Raw genomic sequence first — 24794 nt, forward strand, 5'->3', positions numbered from 1 at the left:
TACTATCCGCCGAACGAATCCACCAGCGCCTTGTAGCGTTCGGCCTGCTGCTGACGAACCTGGTCGTACTCGGCCCCGTCCATCATCGAGGCGTTCTCGCCCAGCCGGCCAAGAAGCTGCCGATAGGTCGGATCCTCGTTCAACTTGGCAAAAGCGTCACGCAGGATCTTGAGACGGTCTTCGGGAACGCCCGCCGGTGCCAGAACGACGCGCTGCATGACGCCGATGTCTGACACCATGTCGTAGCCCAGATCGGAAGTTGTCGGCACGCCGTCGAGAAGTGGCTCTTCGCCGACGACCAGCAGCGGGCGCAGGTCCTGCCCCGCCAGAACCGAGGAGAATGCAAAGGTGAAGTCGATGTCGCCCGCCAGCAGCGCCTGGATCACCGGGCCGCCGCCCTGATACGGGATCAGCGTGACATCGGCGCCCGCCTCTTGCATGAGCGCAAGCCCCGGCACCATGAAGGCCCCCCAGTTCCCGCTGTGACCGAACCGCAATTCGCCGGGATTGGCCCGGGCATATTCGATCAACTCCTCGAATGTCTGGAAGGGGCTGTCGTTGCGCACCACCAGCACGGGCTGTGCGGTGTTGGTGCGGGAAACCGCCACGAAATCCTCGTTCGGGGTATAGGGCAGCTTGGTGACGAATTGCTGCAATTCGTCGATGAAGTTATGTGTGAACAGCAACGTATAGCCATCGGCGGGCGCCGAAGCCGCCGCGGCGGTGCCGGTCTGTCCGCCCGCCCCCGGCATGAGTTGCACCACCACCGGCTGGCCCAGGATCTGCGGCAGTACCGAGGTGATTACCCGCGCGTTCAGATCATGCGAACCGCCCGCACCAAGCGGGATGATCATGGTGATCGGTCGGTCGGGATAGGTCTGGGCGGTTGCCGCCGTTCCTGCCAGTCCCATTGTCACGGCGATCGCAAGGATCGCATTTCTTATCATTCCCATCGTGGGTCCTCCTCCTGTGAATGGTTCGTCACTTGCATCGCGCGACCCTATCGAAGCGCGCGCCTCTGCTTGCTCTGCCGGTAGCCAAGCCAGATGATCAGCACGGGGGTCAGCAACAGGATCGCAAGCGCGATCGGTCGCGTGCCGATCAGGTAGCCCGGCAGATCGCCCCGAGACAGCATCATGGATTGTGCCAACGCGTATTCCAGCGGCGGCGTCAGGATGAAGCCCATGACCAGGGGCGTGACGTCGAAACGCAGTTTGCGCGCCACATATCCGAACAGGCCAAAGCCGATCATGAAATAAAGGTCCATCGGATTCGACCGATAGACATAGGTTCCGCCCACCGCGAAGATCAGCATCAGCGGCACCAGATAGGCCTTGTTGATACTGACCACGCGGGCAAAGATCGGCGTCAGCAGATAGCCGATGACAAGCAGCAGCACGCAGGCCAGCAGCATCGAGAACAGGATCGCATAGACCAGCACGCCCTGTTCCTGAAACAATTGCGGAACGGGCCGCAGCCCCTGTGCCACGAAGGCACCCAGCAGGATGGCGGTAATGTTGTCGCCCGGGATGCCCAGCGTCAGCAGCGGCACCATGGTCGGGCCGTTCACCGCGTTGTTCGCGGCTTCCGGGGCGGCCACACCCTCGATATCGCCCTTGCCGAAGGTTTCGGGATGCGACGACGCGCTCTGGGCGGCCGAATAGCCCATGAAGGCCGCCACCACCTGGCCGACGCCCGGAACCATGCCGATGAAACCGCCAATCGCGGTAGAGCGCAGGATCGTGCGTCGGCATGTCATCAGTTCGTGCCAGCGCAAAGGCTCTCCCTGGGCCTTGGTATGGCTTGGATCGACGACGCTGGCGCGGCGATGTTCGATGGCGAAAAGGATCTCGGGGATGGCGAACAGGCCGATGATCAGGGGTAGCAGGTCGATGCCGGCCTGCAGCGGATAGAAGCCGAAATCGAAGCGCGCCATCGCGCCCACCGGGTCCTGGCCGATCGTGGCCAGGAACATGCCGATCAGCAGCATGACCATGCCCTTGAGAAAACTGCCCGTGCTGGAAACCACGATGATCAGCAGACTCAGCAGAAGAATCGCCGAGATTTCGGGCGGGCCGATCATCAGGGCGATCATCGCGATCAGGCCGATCACCAGGATGGTGCCGAAAGACGACAGGAAATCACCCACGGCAGAGGCGACCAGCGCGATTTCCAGCGCCTTGCGGGACTGTCCCTTGCGGGTCATGGCCGGCCCGTCCAGCGTGGTCGCCATCGAGGCACCGGTGCCCGGAATGTTCACCAGGATCGCAGGAATGCTGCCGCCGAAGATGCCGCCCTTGTAGACGCCGATGAGAAACGGAATGCCCAGGATCGGCTCCAGAAAGAACGAGATCGGCAGAACGATCGCCATCGCCATGACCGTGGTGAACCCGGGCAGCGCGCCGACCAGCATTCCCAGGACGAGGCCGCCGGAGATCATGAAAAGCACATCGAGACGCATCAGCATCAGCGTCGCTTCGGTCAGCATGTCGAACATCGTCATCCCCAGGGAAATGGTGGCAGCGAGACGCTGAGAAACCGGGTAAAGAGATAATAGATGGCCAGAGGTGCGGCGATCCCGGTCAATCCGATGCCGACCAGATTGCGCGAGCCGTAATAGAACGAGATGGCCGTTGCCACGCCCATGCTGGTGGCGACGTAGCCCAGCGGACGCAGAAGCGCGACATAGGCCAGCATAGCCGCCAGCACCACCGCGAGGTTGACATAGGCCGAGACGGGAAGGCCGCTGAACCCGTTGATCTGCTGCATCGACAGGCTGGCATAGAAATAGCATGCGCCGATGAAGATCATGCCGATGGCGATCAGTTGCGGAAACAGCTTGGGACTGATCCCGACGCTGCTGCGTCCGAAGAAGCTTGGCGGTTCGGCGACCTGATACGGCACCAGAACCCATATCAGGATTCCAAGCGCCACGACCGCAAGCGCCACCGCGGAGTTGAAATTGAGCCGCGCCATAACGCCGCCCGTCCGCGCTAGTTCGCGTTCCATCCGGTTGTCCTTCCTCCTTGCGTCATGCTGCCAGCACCATCGCGATCCAGACGATCAGCGGCAGGCCCGCCAGCGTTCCCACCGTCGAGACGACGATCGTGCCGGCCACCTTTTCGGGGGAATGGCCGTAGCGTTCGGCAAAGATCACGCTGACCACCGCCGCCGGCATGGTGGCCATGATCCAGACCACCCCGGCCTCGGCTCCGCCGAGATCCAGCGCAAGGATCAGCCCGACGCCGGCAACCGCCCCCACGCCGAAACGCATCACTGCCATTGCCGCGGCCAGCTTCAGATCCGCGACCGTCAGCCGCGACAGCGAGACACCGAGCAGGATCAGCATGGTCGGAATGACGATTCCGGCCAGCAGTTCCGTGGTCCTGGCAATCCAGCCCGGCACCGTGACACCGCTGAGCAGAACGAAGACGGTGATCGCGCTGGCATGGACCACCGGCTGGCGCAGAAACGCCCTCGGGTCGAAGCGGCCGGCGCTGACGACATGTCCAAGCGTGTTCTGAGAGATTGCCACGACGGTGAAATACACGATGCCCAGCGTCAGCCCTTCGGCGCCGAAGGCCATGGAAGCAAGCGGCAGGCCCATGTTGCCCGAATTGCCATGCATCGCCACCAGCAGATAGGTGTTGAGCGGTTGCCCAGCGATGCGAAGCGCCAGGGCCCCCAACGCACTCGATGCCGCGATGACCAGAATCGCCGCCAGCACCATCTTGCCCATCTCCGACAAGGCCGCCCCGGTCCCGGTCAGGGTCGAGAAGATCAGGCAGGGCGTGCCGACCTGCAGCACCAGTGCGCCGATCGTCCGCGCGTCGAAGGGCATCTTGAAGCGCGCCCAGAGATAGCCAAGGCCGATGATGACGAAGAGCGGCGCGGTGACCGCCAGGATCGCAGGAAGCAAGGCGTGGCATCTCCATTACTCGATAGGCAGGTTGCGCCGCATTCATGCCGGGCGCTCGCAATTGGCGTTGCGTTCCATCACGCGGCAGACCGCCGCGGCGTCCAGATGCGCCAATCCCTGCGCGGCGGCGGCGTGGTAGAACTGCAAGGCGGCCTGATACAGCGGAATCGGCATTCCGACGCTGACCGCGTGATCGGAAATGATGCGCGAATCCTTCAGCGGCACCGAGAAATTCATGCCTTCCCGGGCATAGTCGTTCTCGGCCATCAGCTTGCCACGCACCTCGAACATGGCCGAGCTGGATCCGCTGCCGCTGATGACCTCGTGGAACAATTGCGGGTCCAGGCCGGACTTGATCGCCAGCACCATCGCCTCGGCTGCGACGGTATTGTGAACCAGGTTGAGGATATTGCCGCAGAACTTCATCTTCGAGCCGTTGCCGAAGGCGCCGACATAATGTTCTTTTCGGCAGAAGGTCAGCAGCGTCCCGCGCACCGTGTCATAATCGTCGCGCTCACCACTGCAAAATGCCGTCAGCTTCCTGTCCAGCGCCATGATCCGGTTGCCGCTGATCGGACAATCCAGAAGGCGCCGTCCCGCGCGCATCAGAATGTCGCGCGCCGTCTCCTTGTCGGCGATGGAAAGCGTGCTCAGATCGACAACCAGTTGGCCGCCGACCCCGCCGGTTTCGGCAAGTTCGGTGCAAACCGCATGCATCGCGGCGCCATTCGGCAGACAGGTGAAGACGAGATCGCACCGCCCGCCGACCTCGGCGAGATCCGTGGCCAGCGCCAGGCCGTCGGCCAGCGCCGTTTTCCGGGCCGCCATCGACATGTCATGAGCCAGCACATCTGATCCGCTCGCGACGATGTTGCGTGCGATGGCGTTGCCCAGCACGCCAAGCCCTATGAAACCGATCCTGTGCGGCACGGTTGCCTCCCCTCACCCTTCGGTTCCCTGCGGCCCTGGATCGCCCGCATTCCGACATTCCGCGGGGCCCGATCTTGCGCGGAAACGCATTTTCGTCGCGCACCTGAAATATCAAATGGCGTCCTCATCCTGTCAAGCTGGCGGCTAGAACGGGCTTTCACCTCTGATTTCATCAAGTGGAGCAGCATGAAACACCATCAGACTTGCCGAACGAATCCCGGACCTTTAGATATTTCTAACGTGCTTCACTTGCGTGAGACATCACAATGCTCACTGGAGACAATCTGAAAACCTGATGGCAAGTGAGAGGGGGCCGTTCCGGTCCGCAAGCACCACAAGAGGAGGAGATGAAGAATGGATACGCGATGCAGCCTGAGGGACATATCGATCTTCGTCGCGGCCTATGAGGAACGATCCTTCACCGCCGCGGCCGAGCGCGAGAACGCCACGCAATCGGGCGTGTCGCAGCATATGCGGAATCTGGAATACATGCTTGGCGTGCAACTTTTCCTGCGCGAACGCGGCGGTGTGACGCCCACTCCGGCAGCCGACAGTTTCTACCGCAACTGCCTCGAGGTGCTGCGTGTTCATGCCTCGGCGCGCCGCGATGTGACGCGTTTCGCCAAGAGCGAGACGGGCGAGATCCATGTCGGCCTGATGCCGACCATCACCAGCCGCGTTCTCTCGCCCGTTCTCGACAGGTTCCTGAGGGAATCACCGAACGTGAACGTCCGCATCACCGAAAGCTACAGCGCCAGCCTGACGCAAACGGTGCAGGCCGGCGAACTGGATTTCGCCATCGTGCCCTCGGACAGTTCCGCCACCGGATTGCGCGGCAGCTTCTTCGTGCGCACGCCCGAGGTTCTGGTGTCGCGCGCAGGCGGCGATGTCGGGCCGCTGACACCCGTCTGCCTGCGCGATCTGGCTCCGCTCAAGCTGGTCGTTCCGGGGGGCAACAACATCCGCCGGCACACGATAGAAAGCTATTGCACGACCAATGCCATCCGGATCGGCCAGTTGCTTGAGCTGGACACGATGCTCGGCACGCTGGATTTCGTGGCCAACAGCGATTGGGTGACCATCCTGCCCGCCGTCATGATGGCAGAAGACGGCGGGCATCGCGCCCTGAGCGTGAACCCGATCATCGGGCCAGAGATGCATATCGACCTGATGCTGATCGAACCCATCCGTCGCCCGATGAGCAACCTTGCCGCCCGTTTCGCTGACCTCCTGCGAACAGAGGCGCAACATGTCAGCGCGGCCTGGAGCAGCGAGGGGCTGCGCCTTGTCCAGCCTGCGCGTCCGGCCGCGGTGGCCCCGCGCTGATCCGGGTTGCGGCGGCGACAGCGATGGATCGGAGAAACTGCGCCAGAGGGCAAAGGCCCGGGGGAAAATGACCGCGGGCAAGGTCGTTGCCACGGCGCCATCGCCAACCCCACGGGCGATCCGCACCGGCGGGACAGGACCATCCACGGGACCTGTCGCATGGGGTCACGCCACTGGGCGCAACGGAATGTCAGGCTCGTTCCAGCCGCATCAGCAAGGCCGCCATCAGTTTCGCCCGCGTGGTCAGGCTGTCCACGCGAATGTGTTCACCGAGCGTATGCAGCCCGTCGCCCAGCACGCCAAGCGAATCCAGAGTGGGGATCCCCATCGCGCCGGTAAAATTGCCGTCGGATCCGCCACCCTGACTGCGGCCCTTCATCTCGAAGCCAAGTTCCTTCGCGATGTCCCTGGCAATGTCAAAGATCCTTGCCGTTCCAGGCGTGTCGGGTTCCCAGACGGGCCGGGTGACGCCACGTTCGACGATGAACTCCACGCCGTTTTCGCTTCCTTGCAGGGCCAGCATCCGCTGGACGCCGCTGTCCAGATCATTCTGGCGCTTCGCCATGCTCAGCGCCTCGGCCTCGCAGCTTGACGACACGCAATTGACCCATTGCCCCGCTCGGATCACCCCGACGGAAAACGTGCAATCCGGTCCGGTCATGTCCTCGATCTCGATGATGCGACGCGCCATCGCGGCGATGGCGGATTTGCCGTCCGAGAGCCGCGCACCGGCATGGCTGGGCCGGCCCTTCGTCTTCAGATTGAACCGCGCGATGGCATAGCGTCCGATCGTCACCCCGCCATCGTCATGGCCCGGCTCGGGGACCAGAACATAGGCATTGCGCGCCGCCTCCGCCTCGATGAGATCGCGGGTCGAGGGTGTGCCGACCTCCTCGTCGGGCGTGAACAGCACCGTCACCGGCAGCGGCGTCTGCATCCCCGCCCTGGCAAGCTGGCGGATCGCCTCCAGCGCGATGTAGTTGCCGCCCTTCATGTCCATGAGCCCCGGCCCATAGCAAATATCGCCCTCGCGCCGGAAGGGCAGCACATCCAGCGTGCCGATCGGATGAACGGTGTCCATATGCCCCGAAATCATGATCCCGGGCTTTCCCCTGTCGGGATGCGGAAAACGCGCGCGCACCGATCCGCCAAAGCCCATGCGGCCGGGAATACGCTCGACCTCGGCGCCCATCGTGGCCATGTCATAGGCCGCAAGATCCATCATCCGGTTGACGGCGACGGCGTCCCAGGTGGGGCTTTCACACTCGATCCAGGGGGCCAGGCCCTTCAGCATGTCGTCGGTGTCGAAGGGCAGTTCCAGCGGGTTCATGCGATGTCCTTTCAGGCGGCAAGGCGGCGTTCGACGATGCGCGCCATGATCGAGGCGCCGACAGGCAGCACCTGCGGGTCAAGGAAGAAGCCGGGATTGTGCAACCCGACCGTGCCGGAATGGCTGATCCGGCAATAGGCTCCGGGAACCACCTTCAGCATGTCCGCGAAATCCTCGGATCCCGTGGCGGGCTCTTCGTCGCCACAGATGTTTTCAGCCCCGACGATATCGGCGGCGGCTTCCAGATAGGCATCCGACAGATCGCCGTCGTTCATCAGCACGTCGAAGATGTTGCGCAGGTCGATGTCGATCTCGACCCCGTAGCCCCTCGCGAAGCCCGCGCAAAGCTCCTTCATACGGGCTTCGGTCAATTCGCGGACCTCATCCTTGAAATAGCGGATCGTGCCCGCCAGCGTGGCGGTGTCCGGCACGATGTTATAGGCCGATCCGGAATGCATCTGCGTCACCGACAGCACGCAGGTATCCAGCGGGGCCACGTTTCGCGCGACGATGGTTTGCAGACTGTTCACAAGCGCGCTTGCGATCACCAGCGGGTCGCGCGATTGCTGCGGCATGGCGGCATGGCTTCCCTGGCCCTGCACGGTGATGTCGAAGAAGGACGCCCCCGCCATCGCCGCGCCCTTGCAGATGCCGACCTTGCCGGGTTGGCCATTGGGCATGTTGTGCATTCCGTAGATTTCGTCGCAGGGAAAACGCTCGAAAAGGCCATCCGCCAGCATCCCCCGCGCACCGCCGAGACCCTCTTCGGCGGGCTGGAAGATCAGCACCGCGGTGCCCGCGAAATCGCGCGTGGCCGCAAGGTGCTTGGCCGCGCCCAGCAGCATCGTGGTGTGGCTGTCATGGCCGCAGGCATGCATGACGCCGGCAGTCCGGGACGCATAGGGCAGGTTCGTCAATTCGTGAATCGGCAGCGCGTCCATGTCGGCGCGCAGGCCGATGCGGCGCTGGCCCTCGCGGCTGCCCTTGACGATACCCACGACGCCGGTGCCGGCGATGCCGGTATGGATTTCGTCCACGCCGTATTCGCGCAGCTTGTCCGCCACGACACCGGCCGTGCGATGTTCTGTGAACCCGATCTCGGGGTGGGCGTGCAGGTCCTTGAAGATCGCGGTCAGCTCGCTCGCGCTGTCCTCGATGATGGGCAGGATGGTCATGATATCGTCTCCTTATTCGGCCGCCTCGGCGAAGGGGCGGAAATTGGCGAAATCCCAATGGCGGCCCGGCGCGGCCTGGATCAGCGCCTTGGTGTAGTCCTGTTTCGGATTGCCCAGCACCTCGGCTGCGGGACCGTATTCGACCGCGCGGCCATGTTGCATGACCAGCACGTCATCGCAGATCTGGGCCGCCACACCGAGGTCATGGGTGATGAAAAGGATACCCAGACCCAGCCGCTGCTGCAGTTCGGCCAGCAGGTCCAGCACCTGCGCCTGCACGGACACGTCCAGCGCCGACACCGCCTCGTCAGCCACCAGCACATCCGGATCCATCGCAAGCGCGCGGGCGATGGCGATCCGCTGACGCTGGCCGCCCGAGAACTGATGCGGAAAGCGGTCCACGGCGCTGGCGGGCAGACCCACGAGCGTCAGCAATTCGCGCGCGCGCTGGATCGCCTTGTCGCGCGGCATGCCGAAATTCAGCGGGCCCTCGATGATCGAGTGTCCGATCTCGATCCGCGGATTCAGCGACCGCATGGGATCCTGGAACACGATCTGGATTTTCTTGCGCTGCGGTTTCAGCTCTTTCTGCGACAGCGTGGCAATGTCGCGCCCGCCCACCATGATCGCGCCCGAACTCGGGTCGATCAGCCGCATGATGCAGCGTGCCACGGTCGATTTTCCCGACCCGCTCTCGCCCACGATCCCCAGGGTCCGGCCCTTCGTGACGCTGATGGACACGTCCTGCACCGCCTTCACCTCGCGGCCACGGCCGAACCAGCCAGCGCCGCCATAGGTCTTGCTCAGGTCGCGCGTCTCCAGCACCACCCGGTCCGACACCGCATCACGCGCCGGGCGCGGCACCTGGCTGGGGACCGAGCGCAACAGATCGCGGCTGTAATCCGTCTGCGGATGGCGCAGCAGGTTCTCGACGCTTTGGGTCTCCATCACCTCGCCAAGTTTCAGGACCGTCACGTCATCGGCGATTTCCGATACGACGCCCATGTCATGGGTGATGAACAGGACCGATGATCCCTGCTTTTCGCGCAATTCGCCGATCAGGCTGAGGATCTGCGCCTGCGTCGTCACGTCCAGCGCCGTCGTCGGCTCATCCGCGATCAGCAGTTGCGGCCGCATCACCAGCGCCATCGCGATCATGATCCGCTGACGCTGCCCGCCGGAAAGCTGATGGGGAAAGCTGCGATACATCTTGTCGACATCGGGCAGGTGCACCGCCTCCATCATCTCCTTGACGCGGGACTTGCGGCGCGATTGCGACAGGTCCGAATGGAATTCCAGCACCTCCTCGATCTGCTGGCCGACGCGGGCCACCGGGTTAAGCGCGGTCATCGGTTCCTGAAAGATCATCGACATCACCGTGGCGCGCAGATTGCGCATCCGCGACGGCCGGGCGGTGGTCAATTCCTCGCCTTGCAGCCTGATCGACCCGTCGATGATCTTCAGCGCGGACGGCAGCAGGCCCATCGTGGCCAGCGCCGTCAGCGACTTGCCCGACCCGGATTCGCCGACGAGGCACATCGTCTGTCCCGGCTCGATGCTGAGATCGAGGCCCTTGACCACCTGTTGATCCGCATCGCCGTTCAGCGCGATCCTGAGGCCCGAGATTTCCAGAAGGCTCATCGTTCGATCCCCCGCTTGGCCATTCGCGGGTCAAGCGCGTCGCGCACCGCATCGCCCAGAAGATTGATCGACAGGATCGCCACCGAAACCGCCAGTCCGGGCCACAGGACGATACCGGGGTTGATCTGGAAATAGATCCGCCCTTCCGCCATGATGTTTCCCCAGCTTGGCGTCTCGGGGTTGATCCCCGCCCCCAGGAAGCTGAGGATCGCTTCGGTCAGGATCGCACTGGCGCAGATATAGGTGCCCTGGATGATCAGCGGCGCGATGGTGTTCGGCACCAGATGCCGGCGCATGATCAGCCCGGTCGAAGATCCAGCGGCGATGGCGGCCTCGACATAGGGTTCCTCGCGCGCAGACAGCACGATGGAGCGCACCAGCCGCACCACGCGCGGCACTTCGGGGATGGTGATCGCCACCAGAACCGTCCAGATACCCGCCCCCCACAGCGAGACGATGGCGATGGCCAGAAGAATGGATGGGATCGCCATCAGTCCGTCCACCATCCGCATCAGCACCGCGTCGATCCAGCGCAGATAGCCCGCGAGCAGACCCAGCAACAGCCCCAGCGCCACCGCGATGATCGCCGCCGCGACGCCCACCACCAGCGAAATCCGCCCCCCATAGACGATGCGCGAGAACAGATCGCGCCCGAAGGCGTCGGTGCCCAGCCAGAATTCTCCGCCCGGCGGCTTCAGCCGGGCGGCGGGCGCAAGGCGCACCGGATCATGCGGCACGATCCAGGGCGCGAGGATCGCGGACAGAACGATCAGCACCAGGATCACCGTGGCAAGCATCACCATCGGACTGGAGAACACGATCTCTCGCGCGCGGCCCAGCGGAGAGACGCGGACCGGAACGAGGGCGGCGGCGGAGTGATCGGTCATGCGTAGCGGATCCTTGGGTCAAGCAGCACATAGGCGATGTCGATCAGCAGGTTGATGACGACATAGACCAGCGAGGCGAGCAGGATCACCGCCTGGATCACCGGATAATCTCGGCTCAGGACCGCATCCACGGTGAGCCGGCCCAGCCCGGGCAGGTTGAACACCGATTCCGTCACCACCACGCCCGAGATGATCAGAGCGAAACCGATCCCGATGACGGTGATGATCGGAACCGAGCAGTTGCGCAGCGCATGGCGCATCAGCACCTTGCGCTCCGGCAGGCCCTTGGCGCGGGCGGTGCGGACATAATCGTCGCCGAGGATTTCCAGCATCGAGGTCCGCGTGATCCGCGCGATCAGCGCGATATAGAGCAGCGTCAGGGTGAAGGTCGGCAGGGCAATGCGATGAAAGAAGGCCCCGACACCGTCCCCGATCGGCTTGAATCCCTGCACCGGGAACCAGCCCAACTGAATAGAGAAAAGCGAGATCATCAGATAGCCGATCACGAAGACCGGAACCGAGAAACCCAGCACCGACAGCAGCATCACGAAGCGGTCGATCAGCGTGCCCTGTTTCCATGCGGCAATGACGCCCAGCGGGACGGCAATGATCACAGACAGGATGATCGTGGTCAGCGCCAGGCTGATGGTCGGTTCCATCCGGTCCGCAATCAGCTGGATCACCGGCTTGCCCGACAGGATCGAGGTGCCGAAATCGCCCCGCAGAAGCTGCCCGATCCAGGCGAAGAACTGCACCAGAACGGGCTCGTTCAATCCCAGCGATTCGCGGATCGCCTCCAGCTGCGCGGGGGTGGCGGTGTCTCCGGCGATGATCGCCGCGGGATCGCCCGGCGTCAGGCGCAGCAGCAAAAACACGAACAGCGCGACGAATCCCATCACCGGGATTGCAGCCAGAATACGCCGGAGAATGTAGAAGATCATGGCGGCGGTGCCTTTCGAACGGAAGCGCGGCCCCGCCAGCGGGGGCCGCGCGCGGCGTCAGTTCTTGGTAATACTCCAGAACAGCGGCGCGGGCGCGTCCAGGACGCCGTCGAGGCTGTTGGACCAGGCCGTAGGCACGAAATACTGGCCGATCGGGGCGTAGATGCCTTCGTCATAGGCGATTTTCTGGATCTCCGCGGCCAGCTTCTGCTGTTCCTCCAGCGTGGGTGCGGTCGCATAGGCTGTACGCAACTCTTCAAGCTTGGGCACGTCCGGCCAGCCGAACCAGCCGCCGTCCTTGCCCTTGCCATTGACCATGTTGTTGACCAGCGGATTGAACACGTCGGCGCCCACCCAGTTGGTCATGAACATGTGCCACCCGCCTTCAGAGATGGGCGCCTGGCTTGCGCGCTTGCCCACCAGGGTCTGCCAGTCCATCGCCTGCAGATCGACGGTGAATCCCGCATCCCGCATCGCCTGTGCGACGACGATGGGCTGCGAGCGTAGCGATGCGACGTCCGTCGGCTGCATGATGACAATTGGCGTGCCGTCATATCCGGCCTCTTTCAGCAGCGCCTTGGCCTTGTCCATGCCATTGCCCTGCACAAGCGTTTCGGACCCCACGTCGGTGGCCAGCGGCGTGTCGCAGACGAACATGGCACCGCAGATCTTGTAGAGGTCAGGCGTCCCGACCAGCGCATCCAGGACGTCTTTCTGGTTCACCGCCGCAATGGCGGCCCGGCGGATCCGAGGATCGTCCATCGGCGGATTCAGCGTGTTGGGCCGCATGATCGTCTGGAATCCCAGCGCATTGAGGTTCTTGACCGTCAGATCCGGATTGGCCTCAAGGATCGGCAACAGGTCGGAGGGGGGCTGTTCCCAGAAGTCGATCTCGCCCGCCTGCAGCGCGTTGAGCGCCGTCTGGTCGTCGGCCATCACCACCCATTCGACGCGGTCCACCTTGACCACCTTGCCCCCCGCGGCGGCGCTTGGCGGCTCGTCGCGCGGGACATAATCCTCGTTCTTCTCATAGACCGCGCGCACGCCGGGCTGGTATTCGTCCGCCACCCATTTGAAGGGGCCGGATCCGATCTGTTCCGGGATCGGTTCGGTCGACGGCGTCTCGGCCAGCCGCGCGGGCATGATGAAGGGCACGTTCGACGAAGGCTTGGCAAGGCTTTCGATCACCAGCCCGTAAGGCTCTTTCAGCGTGAGGACGAACTGGTTTGGCTCTGCGCCCTGTTCCATGCTGTCCACGAAGGACATCAGCACCTGGCCCATTCCGTCGCGCTCGCCCCAACGCTTGATCGAGGCTGCGACGTCCGCGCCCGTCACATCCGCGCCATCATGAAATTTCAGCCCGTCGCGCAGGGTGAAGGTATAGGTCAGCTCGTCCTCGGAGACCTCGTAATCCTTCACCATCTGAGGCTGCGGTTCCAGATTGGCGTCAAGCGCGAAAAGCGTGTCGAAGATCATGTAACCGTGGTTGCGGCTCATGTAGGCCGTGGTCAGGATCGGGTCCAGCACCCGCAGGTCCGAATGCATGACCGCCCGCAGCGTCTGCGCGTCCACGCCGCCCGCCAACAGGGCCGATCCCGCCAGCGTGACACTGAGCAGCAGCGCCCGCGTCCCTTTCAGATTGAAGTGCTTCATCCGTAACCTCCCGTGGTTGATGAAAATGCGCCCGGCTTTATTGCCTTGTGTGACGCGGTTGTCGGTTCATGGTGAATCCTGCGGCCTGAACGCCTCGCCCAGCGGTTCCAGCCGCATTCCGGGCGCCAGTCGCCGGAAGGGCAGGCTTGCCGGGCTCAGCGGCATCGGTCCGGGGGCGGTGCAGGTCAGGATCGTCTCGGCGATATGGTCGAAATCGGCGCGAAAATGGACCGAGCTCTTGTTCACCAGGATCGCCTGTGTCTCGGGTTCGATCCCGACGAAGCGGTACATCTCGCGATCCGCCATCTGGGCCTTGTGGCTGGTGACGACCACGCGAACATCGTCAACGCGCAGGCAGGCAGAGGGGCCGAGATCCAGCGGTGCGCCGCCATAGAAGGGGCCGGATGCGATCAGCTTGCCCTCCGACAGCTTTTCCACGGCGAAACGCGCTTCATAGGGCGCATCGCCCTGGATCCCGGAAAAGCCGCCAAGCGCGAGGTCGATTTCTGTCCCTTCGCCAGCCGCATGGGCGGCGGCGGCCGCCCCTGGATCTACCAGAAGGCCAAGGGCGGCGCGCTTTGCCCCCTGCCGGACAAGCGCGCGCAGCATTCCCGTCGTGTTGCTGTCGCCCCCGGCGCCGGGATTGTCCTGCGTGTCGGCAATGATCACGGGGCGGCGCGCGTCCGCCGCGATCCGCATGGCCTCGATCACACCTTCGTCGGGGTCGAATGTCTGCCCGGCCAGCGCCGGCTCGGCGTCGCGCACCGCCCGTTCGATCCGGTCGGCCGCAGCATCGGCCGGGGCCTGTGTTTCGCCATAGCAGATCACCGTCGGGCCGCAGCCCGGGAAATCCGCGGCGGGAAAACCGAAGAAGAAGGAGGTGCTGGTGACGTCGCTGCATTCGGTCTTTGCGACCAGATCGTAGATATCCCTTCCGGGCTGGCCGCGCGTGCTTTGCCAGGCGATAGGCACCAGGAAAGGCAGGCGGCGGAATGCCTTCGCAGGTCTCGTGCCGGCCATCAGGCGATCCAGATGCGCCGCCGCCCGATGCCCGGTCCGGGCCATGTCCACATGCGGATAGGTGCGAAAGCCCACCAGCATATCCGCCGCCTCGACCATCCGAGCGGTGATGTTGCCATGCAGATCCAGCGCGGCGGCGATGGGCACGTCACCCACCGCCGCACGCAGCCGGGCCAGCAGCCGTCCCTCGCCATCGTCCTCGTGCTCGGCCACCATCGCGCCGTGCAGGTCAAGAAAGATGCCGTCCAGCGGCCCGGCGGCATGGATGCCCGAAATGATCTCTTCGGTGATGCTTTCATAGGCGTCGCGCGAAACATGCGCCGACGGGATCGCTCCGGCCCACAGCACGGGCACCATGTCCCAGCCCGCCGATTCGCCGAATTCGACCGCGCCACCAATCCCCAGATTGATACCGCGCGACTGGTCGATCACCGCCTGCCCGCGCGCCATCGGCATGTATCCACCGCCCTGCACGAAATCCGACATCCGCGCCTTCGTCGGTGCGAACGTGTTGGTTTCATGAAGAAAACCGGCCAGCGCCACGCGCCTCGACATGCCCAATCCCTTCGATTCCCCGCGATCGGTCCGTAAGGACCTAAGTATTGCCAAGCAATACAACTGCATCGTATAGAAATTGTAGAAGCTGGCCTTACGTCAAGTCAACAGCGCCGTCACGAAGGATAGCACATGCCCAGAAATACGACGCGGGCAGAACCCGGACGGCGCGACCTGACCGACGCGGCGCGGGCCAGCGCGCTGTTCGTGCAGTCGGTGGAAAAGGCGATGACGGTGCTGTCGGCCTTTCACCACGCGGATGGCCCGCTGACGCTGACCCAGGTCGCCGAGCGCGCCGGGATCGACCGCTCGGCGGCGCAGCGCATGATCCATACCCTTCGCGTGCTGGGCTACATTCGCCGCGATTCGGACGGAAACGGATTCCTGCCGGGAATACGCCTGCTGGATCATACGCTGGACTATCTGCGGCTCGACCCGCTGGTGCGGCTGGCGACGCCGGTCTTGCAGGAACTGCGCACAGCGGTGCGCGAACGGGTGGACCTGTCGCTGTTCGACAATGCCCGCGTGATCTACGCCATCCGTCTGCAAACCAAACGCCAGACCCTGAACGCCACGCTGGTGGGCCACAGCGTGCCGAGTTTCTGCACCTCGGGCGGGTGGGCCATGCTGTCGCGCCTGTCGCCGGATCGTGCGCGGGCCATCGTCGAGGCGTCGGACCGGCGTCCCTTCACGCCCCATACGATCACGGACGTGGACGAGATCATGGCCCGGATCGCCCAGACCCGCGCGGACGGATATGCGCTGGCCATCAGCCAGATCCTGTCGGGCGAAATCGCCGCCGGCTTTCCCATCATGGACGCAAATGGCGATCCGGTCGCGGCGATACACATCGCGGGCTCGCTGGCGGAATGGACGCCCGCCGATTTCGTGCAGCGTGTCGTCCCCCCCGGCCAGCAGGCCGCCCGCGCCATCAGCCGCTTCTGAAGGAGAAGACGATTGGACCTCACCCTCCCCGGCCTTTCGGCCCCTGCCAGCATCTCCATCGACCGCTGGGGCCTGGCGCATATTCGCGCGCGAAGCACGCGCGACGCCTTCTTCGTGCAGGGCTTCAATGCCGCGCGGGACCGCTTGTGGCAGATCGACCTGTGGCGCAAGCGCGGGCTGGGTCTGCTGGCCGCCGACTTTGGCCCCGGCTATCTGATGCAGGACCGGGCGGCGCGCCTGTTCCTGTATCGCGGCGACATGGCGCCGGAATGGGCCGCATATGGCGATGACGCGGAACGGATTTGCACCGCCTTCGCGCAAGGCATCAATGCTGCCGTCGATCTGGTGGACGACGGCACCCTGCCCCTTCCGCCCGAGTTCGAACGCCTCGGCACCAGGCCCGCCTATTGGGCGCCCGAGGATGTGGTGCGCATCCGCACCCATTGCCTCATGCGCAACGCCGCGTCGGAACTGGCGCGGATGCAGGTGCACGGACTGGCCGACCCCGCGACCGACCTTCTGCGTGTGCCACTGTCCCCGTCCGTGCCCCGGGAGGAATGGGACAAGGCCGATGACGCGGCCCTGCCCGCCGATGCGCTTGCCGTCTATGAACTGGCCACCGCCCCCGTCACGTTCAGCGAAGACCGCTTGAACGCCCCGCTGCAGGACGCGCCCCTGTGGTCCTCCGTCGATGCTCGCAGGGCCGTCAGGCGCGCACCGTCAATGGAGGGATCGAACAACTGGGCCATCGCCCCAGCACGGACCGATACGGGCCGCGCCATCATGGCAAGCGATCCGCACAGACTTCATGCCGCGCCGTCGCTGCGCTACATGGTGCATCTGAGCGCGCCGGACCTCGACCTCATCGGGGCGGGCGAACCCTCATCCCCGGGCATCATGGCCGGCCACAACGGCAGCGCCGCCTTCAGCCTCACGATCTTCTGCGCCGACCAGGAGGATGTGATGATATACCGGACCGACGATGCGGGAACCGCCTACCGATACGGCGAGGGGACCGAAAAGATGTCACGCGTCGACGAAATCTTCGCGGTCAAGGGCTGTGCGGACCAGACGCTGCCACTTCTTTTCACCCGGCACGGGCCGGTCGTCTTCAACGAGGGCGGCACCGCCGTCGCCATCCGGACGGTGTTCACCGATCCCGGCACCGCGCCCTACATGGCAAGCCTCAAATCCATGCGTGCGACGACGATGCCGGCCTTCCGCGAGGCGCTGACCACCTGGGGTGCGCCGTCGGTCAACATGATCTATGCCGATTGTGCGGGCGACATCTGCTGGCAGCCCGCCGCCTATGTGCCAAGGCGCACCGGCTGGCGTGGCTTGATGCCCGTTTCCGGCGATGGCGCGCATGAATGGCAGGGCTACATGACCGCCGCCGATCTTCCCGCAGTCGAGAATCCTGTCAGCGGCTTCGTCCATTCCGCCAATGAGATGAACCTGCCGGCGAGTTGGGACCATGACGCGCATCCGATCGGCTTCGAGTGGTTCGAGGACGGCCGCGCGGATCGTATCGCCGAGGTGATCTCTGCGGACCGCGCACGGGACATCGCGGGCAATTGCGCATTGCAGACCGACACTTTCTCGGCCATCGCGATGGCGCTGATCGCGCTGCTGCCCGACGGCCCGGCTGCCGATCTTCTGCGTGGCTGGGACGGCCACGCGACGGCGGACAGTGCCGCTGCCCTGCTCTACGAGATCTGGCTTTCCCGCCATCTTCGTCCCGCGATGCTGGAAAAGTTCGCCCCCGATCCGGAACTGCGCAAATATCTGGCGCCCGGCAATATCCCCACGCTTGCGCGGATGCTGCAAGACGATCCCGGGCATGGCCAGATCCTTTCGGATACTCTTGCTGCGGCATGGGACGACACGCGGTCAATCTTTGGCAGGGATGTGACACAATGGCGTTGGGGCGACTTGCACAACGGCTATTTCGACCACGCGCTGACACCCCTGGGCGCCACACATGATGTCGGCCCACTCGCCACCGGCGGCAGCAGCACAACCGTCATGATGGGTCACTACGAGGCATCCGATTTCCGGGTCAGCAATGGTGCGTCGGTGCGTATGGTTCTGGATGTGGGACAATGGGACAACAGCGTCTGGATCAACGCACCGGGGCAATCCGGCGTGCCGGGCCAGAGCCACTACGACGACCTGGCCCCGCTCTGGGCCGCCGGGAACTATGTCCCCATGCCGTATTCCCGCGACGCGGTGGACGCCGCGACGCAGGAATGCATCGGCCTCATGCCGCAGGACCAATAGCGGTCGGCGGCGCGACCGTTCCCGGCCCGTTTCATCGGAACAGACCGAGGGCGCGCGGCGGACAGGGCGTGGGATGAAGCGGCCTTCCTTCTCCCAAACCATTAAAATAATTGATTTATGAATATTTTTTACGTGGAATCCCCCTATCGCAGGCGCCGAATCGTCATTTGCATCGCGAGAAGTGACCGGATGGCGCAGCCGGACTTTCCGCTGGCCTTGTCCCTGCTGACCTCGTCAACCAAGACTTACCGAAGCGCCCAGCGCAACGGCGCGTGCCCGCGATGCTCCGGCCAATGGAACGGGCCCGATGCGGGCGCCCGTGATGATCACGTCGCCCTGTTTCAACCTTCGTCCCTGCGCTGCGGCGTGTCTTGATAGCCAGCCCAGAAAATCCAGCGCATCCGAAATCGGGGCCGGCGTCTCGGTTGCGGCAGCCGGAAGGCCGTCAATCGTCAGCGCAATGCCAAGCCGATCGGGCAGCCCGTCGCGCCAGCCGCCGATCGGTTCACCCATCACGATGCCGGCCGAGCTGAAACTGTCGGCCATCTTCCAGAGAGGTGCGCAGTTCCCCCGGAGACGCGAGGCGACGAACTCGAACGCCAGACGAATTTCGGCAATGGCGTCGAGCGTCGGCCTTGGGCCGGGATCACGGTCGAGGATCAGCGCCGTTTCGACCTCGATCGCGGCGTGGCCGGGCAGGATCGGCCTGGTCCCGGTTTCGTGCAACAAGGCGCGCGGCAGAATCGCGGCCTCGCGGGTGACGCCGCCAAGCAGCGCCATCTTCCAGACGCCGCCGGGATCGCAAAGCCCTGCCATCACCGCCTCTTGCACCTGGCGGGCCGCCGTGCGATCGGCCGGTTCGGGCGCCGTGACGGCAACGGGTGACCCCTGCCCGCGTGCCTTCAGAAGAAGTTCGGCGGCCGAGGCCACGTCGAAAGCGGATACCGTCATGCTGTTGCCCTCTGTTCCGGGAAAAGGGCGCCCAGGCAGGACGGATAGCGGACCTGATCCCGCGCGCTTGGCCGCGCAAGATGGATCGCGGTGTTCAACGTGTCTCCGCCCGCGCGCGGGTCGAAGGTCGAGGGCGCATCCGGACACGCCGAGTATTCGACCAGCGGCCCTCCGATGCAGAGAGAGCGCATGGTCATGTCGCGTATGGCGTCGGCAGCGGCCGGCCGGCGACATGGGCGGGATGTTGTCCAGCACCAGTTGCGCCATCGCGCGCCGCGCCTCGGCGGTGGCCGAGCCGACATGCGGCGTCAGCACACAATTCGGCGCGCCCAGCAGCGCCCGCGGCACGCATGGCTCGTCGTCGAAGACATCCAGTCCCGCCCCGGCAATGACCCTTTCGGACAATGCCCGCGCCAGCGTCTCGGCATCCACGACCGGGCCGCGCGCGACATTGACGACGATCCCTTCGGATCCAAGCGCCGCCAGCACGTCGGCATCGACCAGACCGCGCGTCCCGGCGCCCCCCGCCGCCGTCACGAACAGGACATCGCAATCGCGCGCCAACTGCCGCGCGTCAGGGCGAAAGGTATCGGGCGCGCCGGGCTTTTCCGCGCGTGCGGTATAGAAAACCTGCATCCCCATTCCGCGCAGCAGATCGGCCAGCCTGCGCCCGATCCGCCCATAGCCCAGGATCCCGGCCCGGCGTTCCAGCACGGAGCTGCCAAGCGCAAGCTTGGCACCCGCAGCCCAGGTTCCGGCGCGCAGGAAGCGATCGCCCTCGGCGATGCGCCGACCGCAGGCCAACGCCAGCGCCAGCGCCATCTCGGCCACGGCCAGCGACAGCACGTCGGGCGTGGTCGTCACGGCAATGCCGCGGCGCTGCGCCTCGGTCAGATCGACAGCATCGACTCCGACCCCGTTCACCGCGATCAGGCGCAGACGGGGCAATTTCGCCATCTGCGTGGCCGACAGCCCGATATTGCCTGCCGTCAGGACGATTTCGGCATCGCCCGCCACGTCGATGTCGTGCACGACATCGTAATCCGCGCGCAGCCTTTCGGCCATGTCCTGCGGCTTCAGATCGGCCAGCGCCAGAACGGGGGGGCGGCTCATGCGATCTGGCCCAGGAAGGTCTGCAAGCGTTCGTTCTGTGGATTGCCGAAGAATTCATTGGGCGCGTTTTCCTCGACGATGACGCCCTTGTCCATGAAGATCACCCGGTCGGCGACGGCGCGAGCGAATTCCATCTCATGCGTGACACACAGCATGGTCATCCCGTCCCGCGCCAGGTCGATCATCGTCTCCAGCACCTCATTGACCATTTCCGGATCCAGCGCGCTGGTCGGTTCGTCAAACAGCATGATCCGCGGTTTCATGCACAATGCCCGCGCGATCGCCACGCGCTGCTGCTGCCCGCCGGACAACTGGGCGGGATATTTCTCGGCCTGTTCGGGGATTTTCACCCGATCCAGATATTGCCGCGCCGTCGCCTCGGCTTCGGCGCGGGTCACCTTGCGCGTCTTCATCGGCGCCAGCATGCAGTTTTCCAGGACCGTCATGTGCGGGAACAGGTTGAAGGACTGGAAGACCATGCCGACATCGCGCCGGATCTTCGCGACGTTGTCGCCGCCCGCTTTCAGTTCCACCCCGTCCACGACGATCGAACCGGATTCGATCGGCTCCAATTGATTGATCGTTCGGATCAGCGTGGATTTGCCCGACCCGGACGGGCCGCATATGACAATCCGCTCGCCCCGCCTGACCGTCAGGTCTACATCGACAAGGGCGTGAAATCCGCCGTAATACTTGTTGACGCCCCGCATGGTGATGGCGTTTTCGGTCATGATCCTTTTCCCTTCGCGGAACGCCCGGCCGCATCCGGCCGGGCGGCGCCTGACTTACTGGGCTTGCTTCACGAAGTCGGGCAGCGGCTCGCCCAGCCATTTCTCGTGGATCTTGTCCAGCGTGCCGTCGGTCGTCGCCTGATCGACGAAGGCATTCACCTTTTCCAACAGCGCGTCCGATCCGGGCGCCACGGCGATCCCCTGCACCTGACTGGACAGGTCGAACTTCTTGTTGAACCGATCGCCGGTGGCCTTGCCGATCTGCGACATGACCACGTTCGACACGCCGATCAACTTGACCTGACCCGACATCAGCGCCTGGACCGCTGTCGCGTCGTCGTCGAAGCGGCGGATATCCGTGCCATCGGGCGCGATGGCGGTCACGCCGCTGTCCTGGGTCGAGGCGCGGGCGACGGCGATCGACTGGCCTGCCAGACCGGACGCGTCGCTGACCTCAAGCCCGCTATCACCATAGACCGCGATGCTGATCCCGGCATAGGGCTTGGAGAAATCGACTTTCCGCGCGCGTTCTTCGGTAATGCCGAGCGAGGCGACCAGCACATCGACCTGCCCCGACAGCAGGTAGGGGATGCGGTTCGGCCCCGTCACCGGCACGATCTGTGGCGCGACGCCCAGATATCTTGCCAGCGCCTTGGCGACATCGGCATCATAGCCATCGGGATTGCCCGAGGCGTCCTGGATGCCGAAGGGCGGAAAATCGACCAGCATGCCGATCTTGATGGTGCCGGCCTTCTCGATGGCGGCCAGATCGGCGGCAGTTGCGGGCAGCGCCAGCCCGGCAGCCAGCGCCGAGGCGGCAAGGGTCGTGAACAGACGACGGGTCAGTTTCATAAGTTTCTCCTCCGTGACGAGATGGGTTTAGCGGGTGACGGCACGGCGCATCCGCGCCTCGAGCCTGCGCGCCAGCAGCGACAGCGGCCAGCACAGGATGAAATAAAGCGCGGCCACCGTGCCAAACACCAGAAATGGCTTGAAGGTGGCGTTGTTGATGATCTGACCGGCGCGGGTCAGTTCGGTAAAGCCGATGATCGAGGCCAGCGAGGTTCCCTTGATCAGCTGCACCAGAAAGCCGACCGTCGGCGCCACCGCCAGCCGCATCGCCTGCGGCAGCACGACATGGCGCATCCTGTCGGTGTAGGACAGCGACAGCGCCATCGATGCCTCGGTCTGACCCGAGGGCACGGCCTCGATGGCGCCGCGCCAGATCTCGCCCAGATAGGCACTGGCGTGAAAGGTCAGCGCGACAGCGGCTGCCAGCAGCGGATTGATCGGCAGCCCCACGACGGCCAGCCCGAAATAGACCAGAAACAACTGCATCAGCAACGGTGTGCCCTGGAAGATCTGGATGAATCCGGCAGCGACGCGCCGAAGCAGCGTGCCGCCCGATGTCCGGGCCAGCGCGATGCCCAGCCCGCCGATGGCGCCGCCAAGAAACGCAATGGCCGAAAGGATCAGGGTCCAGCGTGCCGCCGAGGCGATGAACAGGATGTCAGAGGCCGAGAATTCGCGGATCATCAGCGACTCGCAGGATAGGTGAAGAACACGCGGCGGATCGTGGCAAACAGCGTCGAAAAGCCAAGGGCCAGCAGAAAATACATGACCGTCAGAACCAGATAGATCTCGAAACTTGCGAAGGTCCGCGCGTTCAGATCGGCCCCCGCCGAGGCCAGATCATTGGCCGAGATGACCGAGACCACGCTGGAGGTCAGCATCAGGTAGATGAATTGGCTGGTCAGAGAGGGATAAATGTTCCGCAGCGCCGGCTTTACCACCACATACCTGAAGATCTGCACCGGGGTCAGGCCCAGGGCCCGGCCCGCCTCGATCTGGCCGCGCGGGATCGATTCGATGCCGGCGCGAATGATCTCGGTCCCGTAGGCACCGACATTGATGACCAGGGCGACCAGCGCCGCGGTGTTGGGCGACATGCTGATGCCGATGGCCGGCAGGCCGAAGAAGATGAAGAAGATCTGGACAAGGAAGGGCGTGTTGCGAATGACCTCGACATAGACGTCGATGAGCCAGCGCAGCGGCCGGATGCCGGATGTCTTGCCAACCGCACCCATCACCGACACGGCCAGCCCCAGCACCATCGCCGCCAGCGACAAACGCACCGTCAGCAGCGCCCCGTAAAGCAGCAGGTCGAGGTTCTCGAAGACGGGCTGGAAGTTGAACTGATACATCTGCTCTCCCCTGCCGATGTGCCGCTTCCCGTTGTTTAGAACGATCTAAAATCGGTGCGGAGGAAAGTCAATCACGATGGCTGCTTCCTCTTATCATCAGCCTCGGCAGAATCACGGACCGCTGAACCGGCGCATCCGCCTGGGCCAGGCGGCGGGCCAGCAAGTGGCCGGCCCTGACACCAATGCAGTCCGGCTGCATGGCAACGCTGGTCAAGGGTGGATAGGTCAACCGGGCCAGAGGCAGATCGTCCAGCCCCACCACCGCGAGATCGCGGCCCGGTTCGCACCCCGCGCGGCGCAGGCCCAGCATCAGACCCGCCGCCAGCACGTCGTTGAAACACAGCACTGCCGTCGGCCTGGTCTTCAGCGCCAGCATCGCCGCCGCCGATTGCGCGGCCCCTTCCCAGGTCAGTTCGGCTTCGACGATCCCCGCCGACGAGGCCCCGGTTTCGCCAAGCGCGGCCGTAAAACCGCGCAGACGCTCTTCTCGCGCCGATGTCTGCGCGGCCACCGACAGAAAGGCTATCCGGTGATGTCCCCCGCCGACCAGGTGCCGGATCGCCAAGCGCACGCCCTCGAGGTAGTCCGCGCCGGCATAATCCGTGATCCCTTCGCCGACCTCCCGCAAGGCCTGCACCACGGGCACGCCGCGATGCCGCAGGCGCAAAGGCAGATCCGGATCGGTGCCTTCGGCCGGACACAGGATCACGCCATCGACGCCATGACCCCGAAACCTCTGCAGGATGTCGTTCTGACGCACCGGATCGTCCTGGCTGTTGGCCAGAAGAACGACCCTGTCATCCTCGCCCATGACCTGTTCGACCCCCGACAGGAATTCGGTGAAGAAGGAATTGACGAGGTTCGGCACGATGACACCCACGGTGCGGCTGCTGTTGTTGCGCAGCCTTGCGGCCCCGATATCGCGGACATAGTCGAGATCGGCCATGACCTTCTCGACCTTTTCGCGCGTATGATCGGCGACCAGCGGCGATTTCCGCACCACCAGCGAGACCGTCGCCCGTGAAACGCCCGCCACCCGCGCGACCTCGGCCAATGTGACCTTCTTGCGGTTCATGCTGCGCCCTCCTGTTTGCCCTTTCATAGCGAAATCCAGAAGATGCGACAGGCTCGGTCAACGTCACCAACTCGCAGATTGGCGCACAGGGCGCAGCGACGTCTTGGGAACCGATGAA

21 protein-coding genes are annotated in these 24794 nt (G+C 64.4%); 3 read left to right on the top strand and 18 right to left on the bottom strand.

What is annotated here, in order from left to right; genetic code table 11:
• Nucleotides 1-2 precede the first annotated feature (2 nt).
• The 5 genes from AC13CR_RS02000 to AC13CR_RS02020 are packed head-to-tail and all read right to left on the bottom strand — an operon-like array spanning nt 3 to nt 4849.
• A complete protein-coding gene (locus tag AC13CR_RS02000; protein WP_292957256.1) occupies nt 3-953 on the bottom strand; it encodes a Bug family tripartite tricarboxylate transporter substrate binding protein in 951 nt (316 codons plus the stop codon).
• Nucleotides 954-1000: 47 nt separating this feature from the next.
• A complete protein-coding gene (locus tag AC13CR_RS02005; protein WP_482900712.1) occupies nt 1001-2503 on the bottom strand; it encodes a tripartite tricarboxylate transporter permease in 1503 nt (500 codons plus the stop codon).
• Complete coding sequence (locus AC13CR_RS02010) at nt 2500-3009, bottom strand: tripartite tricarboxylate transporter TctB family protein (protein ID WP_292957251.1); 510 nt, start codon at nt 3007-3009, stop codon at nt 2500-2502. Before AC13CR_RS02010 ends, AC13CR_RS02005 begins: the two co-directional genes overlap by 4 nt.
• A gap of 22 nt (nt 3010-3031) precedes the next feature.
• Nucleotides 3032-3919 (bottom strand): AEC family transporter, encoded by an 888-nt coding sequence (locus AC13CR_RS02015; protein ID WP_292957248.1) that lies wholly within the window; start codon nt 3917-3919, stop codon nt 3032-3034.
• Between the two features lie 42 nt (nt 3920-3961).
• Nucleotides 3962-4849 carry an NAD(P)-dependent oxidoreductase gene (locus AC13CR_RS02020; RefSeq protein ID WP_292957245.1) on the bottom strand — a complete coding sequence of 296 codons (888 nt, stop codon included), beginning with the start codon at nt 4847-4849 and terminating at the stop codon, nt 3962-3964.
• A 354-nt stretch (nt 4850-5203) separates the two neighbouring features.
• Between AC13CR_RS02020 and AC13CR_RS02025 the strand changes: the two genes are divergently transcribed.
• On the top strand, nt 5204-6175 hold the full coding sequence (locus AC13CR_RS02025) for a LysR family transcriptional regulator (protein WP_292957242.1): 972 nt from the start codon (nt 5204-5206) through the stop codon (nt 6173-6175).
• 190 nt (nt 6176-6365) lie between these two features.
• Here the strand turns inward: AC13CR_RS02025 and AC13CR_RS02030 are convergent, their stop codons facing one another.
• The 7 genes from AC13CR_RS02030 to AC13CR_RS02060 all read right to left on the bottom strand — a co-directional run bounded on the left by AC13CR_RS02030 (nt 6366) and on the right by AC13CR_RS02060 (nt 15377).
• Complete coding sequence (locus AC13CR_RS02030; protein WP_292957239.1) at nt 6366-7505, bottom strand: M20/M25/M40 family metallo-hydrolase; 1140 nt, start codon at nt 7503-7505, stop codon at nt 6366-6368.
• An 11-nt stretch (nt 7506-7516) separates the two neighbouring features.
• Entirely contained in the window at nt 7517-8680 is a 1164-nt protein-coding gene (locus tag AC13CR_RS02035; protein WP_446232265.1) for a M20 aminoacylase family protein, read from the bottom strand.
• Between the two features lie 12 nt (nt 8681-8692).
• Nucleotides 8693-10321, bottom strand: a complete 1629-nt coding sequence (locus tag AC13CR_RS02040) for an ABC transporter ATP-binding protein (RefSeq protein ID WP_292957233.1) — start codon at nt 10319-10321, stop codon at nt 8693-8695.
• Nucleotides 10318-11208 (bottom strand): ABC transporter permease, encoded by an 891-nt coding sequence (locus AC13CR_RS02045; protein ID WP_293015060.1) that lies wholly within the window; start codon nt 11206-11208, stop codon nt 10318-10320. Before AC13CR_RS02045 ends, AC13CR_RS02040 begins: the two co-directional genes overlap by 4 nt.
• The gene (locus AC13CR_RS02050) at nt 11205-12149 is read right to left on the bottom strand and encodes an ABC transporter permease (RefSeq protein WP_292957227.1); all 945 of its coding nucleotides are present in this window, start codon (nt 12147-12149) and stop codon (nt 11205-11207) included. Before AC13CR_RS02050 ends, AC13CR_RS02045 begins: the two co-directional genes overlap by 4 nt.
• Nucleotides 12150-12206: 57 nt before the next feature.
• The gene (locus AC13CR_RS02055) at nt 12207-13802 is read right to left on the bottom strand and encodes an ABC transporter substrate-binding protein (RefSeq protein ID WP_292978061.1); all 1596 of its coding nucleotides are present in this window, start codon (nt 13800-13802) and stop codon (nt 12207-12209) included.
• 66 nt (nt 13803-13868) lie between these two features.
• Entirely contained in the window at nt 13869-15377 is a 1509-nt protein-coding gene (locus AC13CR_RS02060; RefSeq protein WP_446233816.1) for a M81 family metallopeptidase, read from the bottom strand.
• A 132-nt stretch (nt 15378-15509) separates the two neighbouring features.
• On the opposite strand from AC13CR_RS02060, the gene AC13CR_RS02065 reads away from it, so the two are divergent.
• Entirely contained in the window at nt 15510-16322 is an 813-nt protein-coding gene (locus tag AC13CR_RS02065; protein WP_292957219.1) for an IclR family transcriptional regulator, read from the top strand.
• A 12-nt stretch (nt 16323-16334) separates the two neighbouring features.
• Nucleotides 16335-18602 carry a penicillin acylase family protein gene (locus AC13CR_RS02070; protein WP_292957216.1) on the top strand — a complete coding sequence of 756 codons (2268 nt, stop codon included), beginning with the start codon at nt 16335-16337 and terminating at the stop codon, nt 18600-18602.
• Nucleotides 18603-18836: 234 nt separating this feature from the next.
• On the opposite strand, the gene AC13CR_RS02075 is transcribed toward AC13CR_RS02070, so the two are convergent.
• The 6 genes from AC13CR_RS02075 to AC13CR_RS02100 all read right to left on the bottom strand — a co-directional run bounded on the left by AC13CR_RS02075 (nt 18837) and on the right by AC13CR_RS02100 (nt 24676).
• A complete protein-coding gene (locus AC13CR_RS02075; RefSeq protein ID WP_292978062.1) occupies nt 18837-20666 on the bottom strand; it encodes an NAD(P)-dependent oxidoreductase in 1830 nt (609 codons plus the stop codon).
• Nucleotides 20663-21397 carry an amino acid ABC transporter ATP-binding protein gene (locus AC13CR_RS02080; RefSeq protein ID WP_292957210.1) on the bottom strand — a complete coding sequence of 245 codons (735 nt, stop codon included), beginning with the start codon at nt 21395-21397 and terminating at the stop codon, nt 20663-20665. Before AC13CR_RS02080 ends, AC13CR_RS02075 begins: the two co-directional genes overlap by 4 nt.
• Before the next feature lie 54 nt (nt 21398-21451).
• Nucleotides 21452-22249, bottom strand: coding sequence for a transporter substrate-binding domain-containing protein (locus AC13CR_RS02085; RefSeq protein ID WP_292957207.1), 798 nt, complete (start codon nt 22247-22249; stop codon nt 21452-21454).
• Nucleotides 22250-22276: 27 nt separating this feature from the next.
• Nucleotides 22277-22933: an amino acid ABC transporter permease gene (locus AC13CR_RS02090; protein WP_292957204.1), complete on the bottom strand. Its 657-nt coding sequence runs from the start codon at nt 22931-22933 to the stop codon at nt 22277-22279.
• Entirely contained in the window at nt 22933-23601 is a 669-nt protein-coding gene (locus tag AC13CR_RS02095) for an amino acid ABC transporter permease (protein WP_292957201.1), read from the bottom strand. The genes AC13CR_RS02090 and AC13CR_RS02095 overlap by 1 nt, the downstream gene beginning before the upstream one ends.
• Before the next feature lie 67 nt (nt 23602-23668).
• Nucleotides 23669-24676, bottom strand: a complete 1008-nt coding sequence (locus AC13CR_RS02100; protein ID WP_292957199.1) for a LacI family DNA-binding transcriptional regulator — start codon at nt 24674-24676, stop codon at nt 23669-23671.
• Nucleotides 24677-24794: the final 118 nt, after the last annotated feature.

The sequence above is a fragment of the Paracoccus sp. L-17 genome (genome assembly GCF_056857655.1).

Coding starts and splice junctions, on each gene's coding strand:
- AC13CR_RS02000 (WP_292957256.1), bottom strand. CDS start 953: ATGGGAATGATAAGAAATGCGATCCTTGCGATCGCCGTGACAATGGGA.
- AC13CR_RS02005 (WP_482900712.1), bottom strand. CDS start 2,503: ATGACGATGTTCGACATGCTGACCGAAGCGACGCTGATGCTGATGCGT.
- AC13CR_RS02010 (WP_292957251.1), bottom strand. CDS start 3,009: ATGGAACGCGAACTAGCGCGGACGGGCGGCGTTATGGCGCGGCTCAAT.
- AC13CR_RS02025 (WP_292957242.1), top strand. CDS start 5,204: ATGGATACGCGATGCAGCCTGAGGGACATATCGATCTTCGTCGCGGCC.
- AC13CR_RS02030 (WP_292957239.1), bottom strand. CDS start 7,505: ATGAACCCGCTGGAACTGCCCTTCGACACCGACGACATGCTGAAGGGC.
- AC13CR_RS02035 (WP_446232265.1), bottom strand. CDS start 8,680: ATGACCATCCTGCCCATCATCGAGGACAGCGCGAGCGAGCTGACCGCG.
- AC13CR_RS02040 (WP_292957233.1), bottom strand. CDS start 10,321: ATGAGCCTTCTGGAAATCTCGGGCCTCAGGATCGCGCTGAACGGCGAT.
- AC13CR_RS02045 (WP_293015060.1), bottom strand. CDS start 11,208: ATGACCGATCACTCCGCCGCCGCCCTCGTTCCGGTCCGCGTCTCTCCG.
- AC13CR_RS02050 (WP_292957227.1), bottom strand. CDS start 12,149: ATGATCTTCTACATTCTCCGGCGTATTCTGGCTGCAATCCCGGTGATG.
- AC13CR_RS02055 (WP_292978061.1), bottom strand. CDS start 13,802: ATGAAGCACTTCAATCTGAAAGGGACGCGGGCGCTGCTGCTCAGTGTC.
- AC13CR_RS02060 (WP_446233816.1), bottom strand. CDS start 15,377: ATGTCGAGGCGCGTGGCGCTGGCCGGTTTTCTTCATGAAACCAACACG.
- AC13CR_RS02065 (WP_292957219.1), top strand. CDS start 15,510: ATGCCCAGAAATACGACGCGGGCAGAACCCGGACGGCGCGACCTGACC.
- AC13CR_RS02075 (WP_292978062.1), bottom strand. CDS start 20,666: ATGAGCCGCCCCCCCGTTCTGGCGCTGGCCGATCTGAAGCCGCAGGAC.
- AC13CR_RS02080 (WP_292957210.1), bottom strand. CDS start 21,397: ATGACCGAAAACGCCATCACCATGCGGGGCGTCAACAAGTATTACGGC.
- AC13CR_RS02085 (WP_292957207.1), bottom strand. CDS start 22,249: ATGAAACTGACCCGTCGTCTGTTCACGACCCTTGCCGCCTCGGCGCTG.
- AC13CR_RS02090 (WP_292957204.1), bottom strand. CDS start 22,933: ATGATCCGCGAATTCTCGGCCTCTGACATCCTGTTCATCGCCTCGGCG.
- AC13CR_RS02095 (WP_292957201.1), bottom strand. CDS start 23,601: ATGTATCAGTTCAACTTCCAGCCCGTCTTCGAGAACCTCGACCTGCTG.
- AC13CR_RS02100 (WP_292957199.1), bottom strand. CDS start 24,676: ATGAACCGCAAGAAGGTCACATTGGCCGAGGTCGCGCGGGTGGCGGGC.